Origin of the sequence: Streptomyces sp. ADMS (assembly GCF_033441795.1) — a bacterium.
In the GTDB taxonomy this organism is placed as follows: Bacteria; Actinomycetota; Actinomycetes; order Streptomycetales; family Streptomycetaceae; genus Streptomyces.
Genome location: NZ_JAVFVX010000022.1, coordinates 76,997 through 89,334, shown reverse-complemented (window position 1 = coordinate 89,334; position 12,338 = coordinate 76,997). Strand labels below are relative to the sequence as shown.

Sequence of the window (12,338 nt, the reverse complement as noted above, 5' to 3'; positions counted from 1 at the left end):
CCACTGCCGCGGGGTGCGGACACGGCCGGCCGTGTCCGCACCCCGCGGCAGTGGGTTACACCGGGATCAGCTCGTCTCGATCCCTACGGTCAGCGTCCCCGCGTATCCCGCCGAGGTCGAACTCCCCAGCGCGGTAAGGGTGAGGAGACCGGAGGCGGCGCCGCCCTCGTCGTAGATGGAGTCCTGGGCGAGGGTGGTGCGGGGGACCGTGTTGGCCGCGTACGTCGCGAGTGCCGCGACCCTCGTGGTGATCGTCTCGTCGAAGAACAGCTGGCCGGTGTGGAGTTCCTGGCCGCCCGTGAACGAGCCGTCGGACGTGAGCGTGACGTTCGTGTGCACCTTGAGGTGGATGTGGACGCAGCGGCCCCGGTACCAGCCTGGGTACACGGTGGTGATGCTGGCGACGCCGCCGGAGTTCGTCAGTACACCGCCGCGCAGGAAGGTGCCGTTGTCCGGTTCACTGTGGCCGTTGTTGCCGACGAAGCCGGAATACTCGCCGAGGGCGTCGCAGTGCCAGATCTCCACGAGCGCGTTGCCGAGGGGCGCGCAGGTGTCGTCGTCGACGACGGTGAGGGTGAGCTTGAGCGGGATACCTGTCTTGTCCTCGCGGATGTCGGCGCGGACGTACTGGCCGTCGAGGTAGTAGGGGCCTTCGGTCATCTCCTTCGTGAGGGTGCAGACCGCGGCGGCGGCGACGGGAGCGGTCGTGTCGGCGGTGGGGGCGGGGGATTCGGGCACGGCGGCGGCCACGGCCAGGGTGGCGGCGGTGGCACCGGTCGCGATCAGAACGGTGCGGCGTCCGATCGCAGTGGGGGGCGTTTCCGAAATCTCTGTCATGGACACGGCAAACTAGTGGGCATTCCTGTTGATGCGCTGTCGAAAGGCTAGGGATTCGGCAAAGTGATGATGCGTCAAGTCTCTTGCAAGACAAGGATGTTGTTGCAACTTATACTTTTTGTGCGGCAACGGCCGGCCCATGAACGCGTCCAGGAGGACGCGGCCGTCCAGAGGGCGGTCGAGCTTCACGGTGACCTTCTCGCCGAGCAGTACGGCGTCGCAGATCTCGCCCGTGCTGCCTCCGGCGACCGACGCCGACAGCACCACGCTGCCGTCCGTCTCCAGCACGTCCACGACGGGGCCGTCGTCACAGGACCCGTGGTACGCCACGACGGTGACGGAGCGGCCGTCCTCGGACGCCCCGACCACCCTGCCCAGCTGGCTGAGTCCGGCACGCGTCGTCCGGCCCCCCGTGGCCCTCTCGATCGGAGACTTCGGGAGCTTCGACGGTTCGAAGGCGACGCGCCTGAGCGGCTCGTCGTACCCCTCCAGCGTGAACAGCCAGGTCGGCACGGTCGCCGGGCCGCGACCGGTGACGATTGTCATCTCACCCAACCTGGCCCCGGTGATGGTGAGTTGGGGGTCCGTGGGGCTGTCGACGCGGGCCAGGGCGGTGTACGTCTGCCGCGCGTCCATCAGGGGGAGGGTCAGCGATTGTCCGCCCTCCCACTTCACCTGCCCCTTCTCGGGCGCGGTGGTGGGGAGCTTGCCACGCAGTACGTAGTTCTCCAGCAGGTGAGCCGTTCTGTCGTCGTTGCTGTGCCAGCCGCCCTCGGGCGGCGGCGCGGTGTCGCCCAGGGGGTGGTAGCCGCTGCGCCACACCTCGGCGGCCTCGGAACCGTCCCAGGCGTCGGCGACCTGCCGGGCGCGGCCTCCCGACGGTGCGGGGCTCTTCTTGGTGGCGGGCTTCGAGACGGTGCTGTCCTGCGCCTTCTCGCTGCCGCAACCGGCCGCGAACAGGGCGGTGGTGAGCGCGAGCGCGAGGGTGAGTCGGGTCGCGGTGCGGGTGTTGTGCGTACGCATGGGGCCCCCCGGGGCTGATGCTGTCGTGACTGGGACGCGGCGGACCCGGATTGCGTTCGATTCCCAGGTTGCTGGACGGTCACAGAAACGGGCGGTCAGGTCCCAGCGGCACCTGGGCGCAGTCCACGGGCGGGCGCGGTGCCCGCACTCGGGGCCGGCCCGGCGTAGCACGCCGAACTCCGGCCCGCCCGGCCCCTGCCACCCGGCCCACCGCTCATCGGCGGTACGAGCAGGGCTTTCCTCGGCAGGGCTCGGGTGGGAGGGGGCGAGGCGGTCTCAGACCGTGACGGCGTACGCGACGAAGCCGGCCCAGGTGGTGGGGGAGAGGGCGAGCTGGGGGCCGGTCTTGTTCTTGGAGTCACGGATGTGGACGGTGCCGGGGCAGGTGGCGACCTCGACGCAGTCACCTTCGCTGCCGCTGCTGTACGTGGACTTGCGCCAGGAAAGGGCGACTTCGACGCAGTCGCCGGAGCCGCTGCTGCTGTAGCTCGACTTGAACCAGGTCAGTCCACCGGTGCTCATAGTTCTCCTCGCATCCGCTCCAGCAGGCTCACGGAGTCTTCAAGCGTGAGAGCCTGTGCACGCATCCTGGCATACCGCTGCTGGAGCACGCTGATCACTTTGACGTCGGAGATGAGCTGGCCGGACTCCGGGGCCTCGGTGTAGGCGTACCACTTGTTCTCCGGCGTTTCGAGAAGCTGCAAGGGTCCGTGCAGCCCGGCGTGCGACTTGCATACCTGCGGCATGACTTGGATCTCCACGTTCCGCCACTGCGCGATCCGCAGTACGTGATCGATGACGTCCCGTGTGACGTCCAATCCGCCCGTGCAACGACGGAACAGGTGTTCCTCCAGGATGAAGCCGAAGGCGGTGTTCGGACGCGCCCGGAGCAACTCCTGACGCTTGGCGCGTGCGATCCAGTTGGCCTCGATCTCCTCGTCGGTCAGCGGCGGCAACTCGTCGACGAACAACTGCCGTGCGTACGCCTCCGTTTGCAACAGGCCTGGAAGCATGCGGCACTCGTAGGTGTACAGGGAGATCGCCTTCGCCTCCAGTTGGGCCCACCGCCGGAACCACGCCGCCAACCCCGGCTGCCGGTTCAGATACTCCACCGCCTTCCTCAGCGCCCCCGTGTTGCCCAGCACCTCATCAGCCCGATCCACGAACTCCTGATCCGGCATCCGCCTCCCCAACTCCACAGACGCCACCGTGTGTTTGGAGAACCGCACCGCCAGTCCCAGCTCCTGCCTGCTCATCCCCTCGTGCTCGCGCAAGGCCTGGACCACCGCCCCGAACGTCCGCATGCTGTCCGAGGACTCCGGCTCGCCGCCCGGCTTCCCCTGCGTGTCCTCAGTCATCGTCGGCCACCTCTCGCGCACTTGCCCCGCCGCACACACCCGATCCGCTCATGGTCACGTGCAGTGACGGGTACTGTCCAGCCCGTAACCGCGTACGCTGCCCCGGCGTACACGGCTCCCACCTGGTGAAGCGCTGCTCCCGCCCGGCACATTGGGCCCATGAGCGCACCTTCAGCCCCTCAACACCCGGTCACCGTACGTATGTTCACGCAGCGCCTCAGTGCCACCCCGCGTGGCGCCCGCCTCGCCCGGCACCTCGCCGTGGGCCAGCTGCACGCCTGGGGCATCCCGTACGGCTCGGACGTCTCCGAGGCGGTCGCGGTGATCGTCGCCGAACTGGCCGCGAACGCCGTGACCCACGGACGCGTTCCCGGCCGGGACTTCGAGCTGCGGCTCGGGCTGGTCACGGGCAGCGTGCGCGTCGAGGTCACCGACAGCCGTAGCGGCTCGCGCCCGCCGGGCCCGAGAGACGTACGGTCTCCGTTGCCCCTGGCGGAGTCCGGACGCGGGCTGGTCATCGTCGATGCGGTGGCGGACCGGTGGGAGGTGCTGGACCGGGAGTCACCGGGGAAGACGGTCCGGGCAGAGGTGGACGTACCGGGGTGGTGGTCGCTGGTGAGGCAGCCTGGGATGGGGCGGGCGTAGGGGTGGATCATTCTCGCCGTCGACTGGAGGATGGTAATCCATCCGTATCGGCGGGGAGCTGGAGTGACGTGGCCCAGTCGCCCCTCGCCTGCGGCAACGAGTCATCGAGCGGGGGCGGAGGCGGCATGGGCGGGCCCGGCGGCACGCCCACCCAGCAGCGCATCCACGCCATCGTCCGCACCCCCAACGGGGGCGACTACGGCGTCGATCTGCTCAGACTCCACCTGGAGCACGACCACTGACCTCGGCCCTGGGCCCCGGAACCGGGCCCAGGGCGAGCGATCATCCCACCTGGCCCATGCCCGCCGCGTTCGGCCAGCTCTGGGCGGCGGGCCAGCCCGTCGCCGGGGCCGGGGCCAGGCCCGGGCCGGTGGTGCCCCGGACCTGGGCGGCCGTGAGGCCGTTGCGGGCCGGGACGCCGGACGGGGTGGGCTGCTGTTGCCCCGTCGGCTGCTGGCCCATGGGCTGCTGCTGGCCCATGGGCTGTTGCGGCTGCATCTGCGGCTGGGGGACCGGTTGAGGCTGCGGCTGCACGGGCATCTGCATCTGCATGCCCTGGCCGCCGTAGCTCTGTGCGCCCGATCCGCCGTAGCTGTGTGCGGTCATCGCCGCCGGCATCTGCATCCCGGAGCCGCTGGACTGCATGGCGGCGGGCATCGGCATCTGGGACGGCATCGGGGTCGGCATGCCGGTACCGGCTGCCGCGGCGGCTGCGAGCCCCGGCATACCGGTACCGAGGGCCTGAGCGGCTAGGCCCGGCATACCGCCCCCGTTGGTGGCACTGACCAACCGGTCCACCGCCGCCGTACCCGAGCTGTAGTTGGTCCCTGTACCCAACTCGGGTACGGCGGCTCCCCTCCTGGTCCCGTAGAGCACCTGTTCCAGGCCGGACACCAGGCGACGCACGTCCACCTGGGGGCGTACCACGAGGCGCAGGAAGCGACTGGACGAGCCGATCTTGTTGCCGCACTCGCGGACCAGGATGCGGTGCTCGGTGAGCAGCCGGTCCCGGACCACGGTGCCCTCGGCGCCGACGGGAAGGCGCACGAAGAGGAAGTTGCCCTGCGACGGGTAGACCGTCAGGCCGGGCAGGGAGGAGAGCTGGCTCGCCATGTCGAGGCGGTCACGGCGCACCTGGTGGAGGCTGGACATGTACTCCTGGCCGTGCTCCTTGAGCATGAACACCACGTACTCGGCGAAGGCGTTGAGGTTCCACTTCGGCAGCATCGAGCGGACGCGGCCCGCGAGCGACGGGTTGGCGACCATGTACCCGAAGCGGATGCCGTGCAGACCGAAGTTCTTGCCGAGGCTGCGCAGGACGATGACGTTCGGGCGGATCATCGCCTCCTGCACGACGCTGGGTTCCGCCTCCGCGTCGGCGAACTCCAGGAACGACTCGTCGATGATGATCAGGTCGAGGTCGGCCATCGCGTCCATGAACTGCACGAGCGCGTGCTTGTGCAGGAAGCCGCCGTCGGGGTTGTTCGGGTTGCAGATGACGGCGACACGGGTGCCGCGCGCCCGGATGAACTCGGCGTACTGGGCGAGGTCCAGGCTGAAGCCGCTCGACTCCTGGAGCGGGAACATGTCGACCCGCTTGCCGGTCTCCATGGGCTGGTCGGTCCAGCGGCCGAAGGTGGGGACGGGGACCGCGAGGGATTCACGGACCAGCAAGTGGTCGATCCACGTGATCAGTTCGGTCGAGCCGTTGCCCATCGCCACGGCCTGCGGAGGCAGTTGGAGCAGATTGCACAGTTCGGCGGTGATCGTGTCGGCGCTGCTCGGGTAGTACGTGATGATGTCCCGCAGCCGCGCCGACATGGTGTCCATCATGGCCGGGGTGGGGAAGTACGGGTTGCACGGGATGCAGAAGTCGACCGGGCCGGTCCCGTCGCTCTCTCGCGCGAGCGCAGCCATCGAGGGGCTGTGCGCCGCCGTGCTGCGAAAGAGCGAGGTGACGTTGTCGGCCATGGAACCTCCGTATGTGGCGGACCCGTTGGGGAGGACGGGCCCCCGACTCTGGGTGGCCCGCGCGGGGGAGCACGGGCCGCTCCTAGATACGGACGGCTGTGAGGCGCTGTTCAACCGCTGTGGTTTCGATGGAAAATTGTGAAACTCCTGTGAAGCCGATCATCGCGGTCACCATCGGCAACCGTCGGCAAACACCGGTATCGGTGTCTACGCCTTGAACGAGTGGATTGTCGTGGATCGGTAGGTCTCGCCCGGACGCAGCACCGTGGACGGGAAGTCCGGCCGGTTCGGTGAGTCCGGGTGGTGCTGGGTCTCCAGGCACAGTGCGTCGCCCTGGCGGTGGATCGCGCCGCCGGTGCCGACGAGGGTGCCGTCGAGGAAGTTGCCCGAGTAGAACTGGAGGCCCGGCTCGGTGGTCGCGATCCTCAGCGTGCGCCCGGACGACGGGTCCTTGAGGGTGGCGATGTGCTCCGGCTCCGCGGTGACACCCTTGTCGAGCACCCAGTTGTGGTCGAACCCCTTGGCGTACAGCAGCTGCTGGTCGGCGACCCGGAGTTCCGCGCCGACCGTCCTGGCCGCGCGGAAGTCGAAGGGGGTGCCCGCGACCTCGGCCGGTTCGCCGGTGGGGATCAGGCCGGGGCCGACGGGGGTGTAGCGGGCGGCGGCGATCTCCAGCTCGTGGCCGTGGACCGAGCCGCTGCCCTCGCCGGCCAGGTTCCAGTAGACGTGGCTGGTGAGGTTGACGACGGTCGCCCTGTCGGTGGTGGCCTCGTAGTCGATGCGCCAGTCGCCGTGCTCGGTGAGTGTGTAGGTGACCTTCGTGGTGAGGGTGCCGGGGAAGCCCATCTCGCCGTCGGCGCTGGTGTGTCGGAGGTACAGGCCGACATCGGAGCCCTGCTCGAACGGCTCGATGTCCCACACGGCCTTGTCGAAGCCCTCGCTGCCGCCGTGCAGGCTGTTCTCGCCGTCGTTGACGGACAGCTGGTACGAGGTGCCGTCCAGCGTGAACCGGCCCTCGCCGATGCGGTTGCCGTACCGGCCGATCAGGGCGCCGAAGTAGGGGCTGGAGGCGACGTAGTCCTCGATGGTGCCGAAGCCCAGCGACACGTTCCGGTACGTGCCGTGCCGGTCCGGGATCTCCAGGGACTGCACGATCCCGCCGTACGACAGGACCTTCAGCCGGGTGCCGCCGTTCTCCAGCGACCAGCGGTGGATCTCCGTACCGTCGGCGAGTTTGCCGAAGAGTTCCTTCACGGGGTTCCTGCCTCCATGGGGAAAGCCGAAGGGCCCCGCGGACCGGTTTCCCGCGGGACCCATGACTCGACGATTTCTTACGAACCGACCTTGCGCTTGTTCCACACGTCGAACCCGACCGCCGCCAACAGGGCCATGCCCTTGATGACCTGCTGCCAGTCGGAGCCGACGCTGAGGAGGTTCATGCCGTTGTTCAGCACGCCGAGGACAAGACCGCCGATGATCGCGCCGAGGACGGTGCCGACACCGCCGCTCATGGACGCGCCACCGATGAACGCCGAGGCGATCGCCTCGAGTTCGTAACTGAGACCGGCCTTCGGCGAGGCCGCGTTGAGGCGGGCGGCGATCGCCATACCCGCCAGAGCCGCGAGCGCGCCCATGTTCACGAAGACCAGGAAGGTGACCTTCTTGTCCCTGACGCCGGACAGCTTCGCCGCCGGAAGGTTGCCGCCGATGGCGTAGATGTGGCGGCCGAAGACGGCGTTGCGCATGACGTAGCCGTAGCCGACCACCAGGACACCGAGGATCAGCAGGATGATCGGCGCGCCCTTGTAGCTGGCGAGCAGCATCGTGACGACGAGGATCGCGGAGACGATGGCGACGAGCTTGAGCAGGAAGATGTTCCTGGGCAGCACGTCCAGCGCGAACTCCTGCTGGCGCTTGCGGTCACGGACCTCCTGCAGAACCGCGAAGACGATCAGGGCGAGGCCCAGCAGCAGCGTGAGGTTGTGGTAGTTGGTGTCCGGACCGGCCTCCGGCAGGAAGCCGTTGCCCATCTTCTGCAGCCCGTCCGGGAACGGGCCGAGGGTCCGGCCCTCCAGCAGGATCTCCGTCAGACCGCGGAAGATCAGCATGCCGGCGAGGGTGACGATGAACGACGGTATGCCGCCGTACGCGATGAAGAATCCCTGTACCGCGCCCGCCACCGCGCCCATCAGCAGGCACAGCACCACGGCGACCGGCCATGGCACATCGTGCTGAACCGTCAGTACGGCCGCGAACGCGCCCACGAACGCCGTCAGCGAGCCGACCGACAGGTCGATGTGGCCCGCGATGATCACCAGCATCATGCCGATCGCGAGAATCAGGATGTAGCTGTTCTGCAGGACCAGGTTGGAGACGTTGCGCGGCAGCAGCAGGTCGCCGTCGGTCCAGACGGCGAAGAGGGCGACGATCAGGCCGAGGGCGATCAGCATGCCGTACTGGCGCATGTTGCGGCGCAGGCCGTCCAGCATCAGCTGGAGCAGGCCGCCGCCGGCCGAGCCGCCGGACTTCCCGGGCGGCGCCGGGGCCGGGGTCTTGGCGGTCACATCCGTGCTCATCGGGATACCTCTTTGTCCTTTGTCATCTGGCGCATCAGCGCTTCCTGCGTGGCCTCGGCCCGCGGGACCTCGCCCGTGAGCCGCCCGGCGGCCATGGTGTAGATGCGGTCGCACATACCGAGCAGTTCGGGCAGCTCGGAGGAGATGAAGACGACCGCCTTGCCCTCGGCGGCCAGTTTGTCGATGACCGTGTAGATCTCGAACTTGGCGCCCACGTCGATCCCGCGGGTCGGCTCGTCCAGGATCAGGACCTCCGGTCCCGCGAAGATCCACTTGCTGAGGACGACCTTCTGCTGGTTGCCGCCCGACAGTTTGCCCACCGGCTCGAAGACGGTCGGCGCCTTGATGTTCATGGACTTGCGGTAGCCCTCGGAGACCTGCCGCTCCGCGTGCTCGTCGACGACACCGCGCTTGGAGACCTTGTCCAGGGCACTGAGCGAGATGTTGCGGTTGATGGTGTCGATGAGGTTGAGGCCGTAGTGCTTGCGGTCCTCGGTGACGTACGCGATGCCGTGCCCGACCGCCTCCGGCACGGTCTTCGTACGGATCTCCTTGCCGTCCCGGAGGACCGTGCCGCCCGTGTACCGGCCGTAGGTGCGCCCGAAGACACTCATCGCGAGTTCGGTGCGGCCGGCGCCCATCAGGCCCGCGATGCCGACGATCTCGCCGCGCTTGACGTTGATCGACACATCGTCGACCACCTTGCGCTGCTGGTCGATCGGGTGGTGCACGGTCCAGTTGCGGACCTCCAGGGCCGGGGCCTCGCCCACCTCCCCCTCGTACGGAGTGCGCTCGGGGAACCGGTGGTCGAGGTCGCGGCCGACCATGCCGCTGATGATCCGGTCCTCGGTGGTCTCCGCCGCCTTCACGTCGAGGGTCTCGATGGACCGCCCGTCGCGCAGGATCGTCACCGAGTCGGCGACCTTGCGGATCTCGTTGAGCTTGTGGGAGATGATGATCGAGGTGATGCCCTGGTTCTTCAACTCCAGGATGAGATCCAGGAGTTTGCCGCTGTCCTCGTCGTTCAGCGCAGCGGTCGGCTCGTCGAGGATGAGCAGCTTCACCTTCTTCGACAGCGCCTTCGCGATCTCCACGAGCTGCTGCTTGCCCACGCCGATGTCGGTGACGCGGGTCTCCGGGTGGTCGCTGAGACCGACCCGGCGCAGCAGCTCGGCCGCGTGCCGCAGGGTCTCGTTCCAGTTGATGAGGCCGCGCGTGGCGTGCTCGTTGCCGAGGAAGATGTTCTCCGCGATGGAGAGGTACGGCACCAGGGCCAGTTCCTGGTGGATGATCACGATGCCGTGCTGTTCGCTGGCCCTGATGTCCTTGAAGGTGGAGATCTCTCCCTCGAAGAGGATGTCCCCCTCGTAACTCCCGTGCGGGTGGACGCCGGAGAGGACCTTCATCAAGGTCGACTTGCCGGCGCCGTTCTCCCCGCAGATGGCATGGACCTCGCCCTGCCGGACGGTCAGTGTGACGTCCGACAGCGCCTTGACGCCAGGAAAGGTCTTGATGATCGAGCGCATTTCCAGGACGGGTCCCGCCATGGCCGTGCCTTCCAATCCCTAGAGTGCGGCGGTTACTTGAGGTCGCTCGCCTTGATGTAGCCCGAGTCGACGACGACCGTCTGGTAGTTGGCCTTGTCGACGCTCACCGGGGTGAGCAGGTACGCGGGAACGACCTTCGAGCCGTTGTCGTACGTCTCGGTGTCGTTGGTCTCCGGCGTCTTGCGGTTGAGCGCCGAGTCGACCATGTTCGCCGCTACCTTGGCGAGCTCACGGGTGTCCTTGTAGACGGTCATCGCCTGCTCGTCCGCGATGATCGACTTCACCGAGGCGACCTCGGCGTCCTGGCCGGTGACGACCGGCAGCGGCTTGCTCGCGCTGCCGTAGCCGTCCGACTTCAGCGCCGAGATGATGCCGATGGAGATACCGTCGTACGGCGAGAGCACCGCGTCGACCTTGCCGCTCTTGTACGAGGCGGTGAGGATGTCGTCCATGCGCCGCTGCGCGGTGGCACCGTCCCAGCGCAGGGTGGTGACCTGGGTCAGCTCGGTCTGGCCGGACTTGACGACGAGCTGCTTCTTGTCGATGTACGGCTGCAGGACCTTCATCGCGCCACCGAAGAAGTACCGCGTGTTGTTGTCGTCGTTGGAGCCCGCGAACAGCTCGATGTTGAACGGCCCCTTCTTGGAGCCGTCCGCCAGGCCGAGCTTCTCCAGGATGTAGTTGCCCTGGAGTTCGCCGACCTTCTCGTTGTCGAATGACGCGTAGTAGTCGACGTTCTCGGAGCCGAGGATCAGACGGTCGTACGAGATCACCGGGATGTCGGCTTCGGCGGCCTGCTGGAGCACGTTGTTCAGCGACTTGTTGTCGATCGCGGCGACGATCAGCGCGTCCACGCCCTGCGTGATCATGTTCTCGATCTGCGAGACCTGCTGGTCAGGCTCGTCCTCGCCGAAGACCAACTTGGTCTTGAAGCCCTTGGACTCCAGGTTCTTGACGACGTTGGCGCCGTCGGCGATCCAGCGCTCGGAGGACTTGGTCGGCATGGAGATGCCGATGGTGGCGTCCTCGGCACTGCCGGAGCCCGCGTCGCTGCCACCCTCGCTGCTCTGACCACAGGCGGTGAGGGAGAGGGCGAGGGCGGCGGAGGAGGCTATGGCGGAGAGGGCGGCTCTGCGAGTACGCATGATCATCATCCTTGATGTCTTGAGGCCTGGAGCGGTCTGGCGGTACGGGCGCCCTTGGGGCAGTGCGACGGGGAGGCCGGTGGAGGGAGTCGTGTCGGAGTCTGTTCGACTGCGTCGGGTTTTGTGAAGGGGAGTTGTCCGTAACGTTATGCAGGCGTTTCGAACCGCTTCAGCGTGCCCGGCAGCCGCGAACCGAGCGGCGCCATGTCGCCGTCCGCTCCGTGCCGCGAGAGCAGGTCCAGGGCGAGCCGGCCGCGCCGCACTCTCTCCTTGGCCGTGTTCAGGGTCAGGTCGCGCATGTGGTTCCCGTAGGGGTAGATCCCGGGTGCCTTCGACAGACCGAACTTCAGGTAGAGCGGTGCGCCGCGCCGGATCAGCTCGGCGACCTCGTACATCCGGATATAGCCGCCGAGATCGTCGGGAGCCTCGATGTACATGTCCATGGGGGCGGCCGACACCCGCCGGATCTCGGTGAGGTGATCGAGCGTCAGATCGCTCGGTACGTTGATCGAGTCGCCGCCGAGGTTCTCGTACACGGCGTAGGCGGCCGGGTTCACCGGCCCGATCAGCGCCGACACCTTGAGCGTCGTCCCGGCCGGGATGATCCCGGCGAGCCGCGCCCGGTGCAGGGCCCACAGCACCCCCTCGTCGGCGACGAGCAGGCACTGCACCCCCAGCTCGGTCGCGCGTACGGCGTCCTCGACGCACCCGGCGACCGCGTCGTGACCGCGGGCGCGCAGTCCGCCGCCCTTGGAGTCCGTACGGGTGGAGCCGCCGATGTCCCAGGTGCCGCGCGGACCGGTGAACAGGCAGAGCTCGATGTCACGCTCGGCCGTCGCCTCCACCATCTCGGTGATCTCGGCGTCCGTGAGCATCCAGACGCCGCTGCCCTGGCTGACCCGGTGGATCGGCACATCGAGCCGCGAGGACTCCTTGAGGACCACGCCGAGCGCCTCGGGCCCCTCCACGGAGGGGACCTCGGTACGCCAGCGTCCGCCGCCGGGGAAGACGTGCGGAGAGGCGTCGGCGGGGTCGAGGGCGGGCGCGTCCAGGCCAAGCGCGGCGAGCGCCTGCTCTCCGGGGCGTCGGGCTGCGGAGGCGGTGGTGTCGGTCACTATCTGTCCTTCAGGTCGGTCGGCAGGTCCGGCAGTTTCGGCGGGTTCGCCAGGTCCGGCGGGTTCGGTATTTCGGACGAGGTTCGCGGCTCTGGGTGCGCAAGACGTTGGATGTACGCCG

General features: G+C 68.1%; 12 protein-coding genes. 2 read left to right on the top strand and 10 right to left on the bottom strand.

What is annotated here, in order from left to right; translation table 11 throughout:
* Positions 1-66: 66 nt before the first annotated feature.
* The 4 genes from RB628_RS12930 to RB628_RS12915 all read right to left on the bottom strand — a co-directional run bounded on the left by RB628_RS12930 (position 67) and on the right by RB628_RS12915 (position 3,218).
* Positions 67-837 (bottom strand): intradiol ring-cleavage dioxygenase, encoded by a 771-nt coding sequence (locus tag RB628_RS12930; RefSeq protein WP_318320516.1) that lies wholly within the window; start codon positions 835-837, stop codon positions 67-69.
* Positions 838-849: 12 nt separating this feature from the next.
* Entirely contained in the window at positions 850-1,860 is a 1,011-nt protein-coding gene (locus RB628_RS12925; RefSeq protein ID WP_318320515.1) for a hypothetical protein, read from the bottom strand.
* Between the two features lie 276 nt (positions 1,861-2,136).
* On the bottom strand, positions 2,137-2,382 hold the full coding sequence (locus RB628_RS12920; protein ID WP_318320514.1) for a DUF397 domain-containing protein: 246 nt from the start codon (positions 2,380-2,382) through the stop codon (positions 2,137-2,139).
* Positions 2,379-3,218: a helix-turn-helix transcriptional regulator gene (locus tag RB628_RS12915; RefSeq protein ID WP_318320513.1), complete on the bottom strand. Its 840-nt coding sequence runs from the start codon at positions 3,216-3,218 to the stop codon at positions 2,379-2,381. The genes RB628_RS12920 and RB628_RS12915 overlap by 4 nt, the downstream gene beginning before the upstream one ends.
* Positions 3,219-3,377: 159 nt before the next feature.
* Between RB628_RS12915 and RB628_RS12910 the strand changes: the two genes are divergently transcribed.
* Complete coding sequence (locus tag RB628_RS12910; RefSeq protein ID WP_318320512.1) at positions 3,378-3,863, top strand: ATP-binding protein; 486 nt, start codon at positions 3,378-3,380, stop codon at positions 3,861-3,863.
* Between the two features lie 68 nt (positions 3,864-3,931).
* Positions 3,932-4,105, top strand: a complete 174-nt coding sequence (locus tag RB628_RS12905; protein WP_318320511.1) for a hypothetical protein — start codon at positions 3,932-3,934, stop codon at positions 4,103-4,105.
* A gap of 40 nt (positions 4,106-4,145) precedes the next feature.
* Here RB628_RS12905 and RB628_RS12900 read toward each other — a convergent pair whose 3' ends face one another.
* The 6 genes from RB628_RS12900 to RB628_RS12875 form a co-directional block, all read right to left on the bottom strand.
* A complete protein-coding gene (locus RB628_RS12900) occupies positions 4,146-5,834 on the bottom strand; it encodes a histidinol-phosphate transaminase (RefSeq protein ID WP_318320510.1) in 1,689 nt (562 codons plus the stop codon).
* Positions 5,835-6,041: 207 nt separating this feature from the next.
* Complete coding sequence (locus RB628_RS12895) at positions 6,042-7,151, bottom strand: aldose epimerase family protein (RefSeq protein ID WP_318320509.1); 1,110 nt, start codon at positions 7,149-7,151, stop codon at positions 6,042-6,044.
* 14 nt (positions 7,152-7,165) lie between these two features.
* Positions 7,166-8,410: a multiple monosaccharide ABC transporter permease gene (mmsB, locus tag RB628_RS12890; protein ID WP_318320508.1), complete on the bottom strand. Its 1,245-nt coding sequence runs from the start codon at positions 8,408-8,410 to the stop codon at positions 7,166-7,168.
* Positions 8,407-9,957 (bottom strand): multiple monosaccharide ABC transporter ATP-binding protein, encoded by a 1,551-nt coding sequence (mmsA, locus tag RB628_RS12885; protein ID WP_318320507.1) that lies wholly within the window; start codon positions 9,955-9,957, stop codon positions 8,407-8,409. The genes mmsB and mmsA overlap by 4 nt, the downstream gene beginning before the upstream one ends.
* 32 nt (positions 9,958-9,989) lie before the next feature.
* On the bottom strand, positions 9,990-11,102 hold the full coding sequence (gene chvE, locus RB628_RS12880) for a multiple monosaccharide ABC transporter substrate-binding protein (protein WP_318320506.1): 1,113 nt from the start codon (positions 11,100-11,102) through the stop codon (positions 9,990-9,992).
* Positions 11,103-11,248: 146 nt separating this feature from the next.
* Positions 11,249-12,217 (bottom strand): hypothetical protein, encoded by a 969-nt coding sequence (locus tag RB628_RS12875; protein WP_318320505.1) that lies wholly within the window; start codon positions 12,215-12,217, stop codon positions 11,249-11,251.
* Positions 12,218-12,338 lie beyond the last annotated feature (121 nt).

What these genes read in the sequence shown, in the direction of transcription:
- RB628_RS12930 (WP_318320516.1), bottom strand. Translation starts at nt 837, where the DNA reads ATGACAGAGATTTCGGAAACGCCCCCCACTGCGATCGGACGCCGCACC.
- RB628_RS12925 (WP_318320515.1), bottom strand. Translation starts at nt 1,860, where the DNA reads ATGCGTACGCACAACACCCGCACCGCGACCCGACTCACCCTCGCGCTC.
- RB628_RS12920 (WP_318320514.1), bottom strand. Translation starts at nt 2,382, where the DNA reads ATGAGCACCGGTGGACTGACCTGGTTCAAGTCGAGCTACAGCAGCAGC.
- RB628_RS12915 (WP_318320513.1), bottom strand. Translation starts at nt 3,218, where the DNA reads ATGACTGAGGACACGCAGGGGAAGCCGGGCGGCGAGCCGGAGTCCTCG.
- RB628_RS12910 (WP_318320512.1), top strand. Translation starts at nt 3,378, where the DNA reads ATGAGCGCACCTTCAGCCCCTCAACACCCGGTCACCGTACGTATGTTC.
- RB628_RS12900 (WP_318320510.1), bottom strand. Translation starts at nt 5,834, where the DNA reads ATGGCCGACAACGTCACCTCGCTCTTTCGCAGCACGGCGGCGCACAGC.
- RB628_RS12895 (WP_318320509.1), bottom strand. Translation starts at nt 7,151, where the DNA reads ATGGGTCCCGCGGGAAACCGGTCCGCGGGGCCCTTCGGCTTTCCCCAT.
- mmsB (WP_318320508.1), bottom strand. Translation starts at nt 8,410, where the DNA reads ATGAGCACGGATGTGACCGCCAAGACCCCGGCCCCGGCGCCGCCCGGG.
- mmsA (WP_318320507.1), bottom strand. Translation starts at nt 9,957, where the DNA reads ATGGCGGGACCCGTCCTGGAAATGCGCTCGATCATCAAGACCTTTCCT.
- chvE (WP_318320506.1), bottom strand. Translation starts at nt 11,102, where the DNA reads ATGCGTACTCGCAGAGCCGCCCTCTCCGCCATAGCCTCCTCCGCCGCC.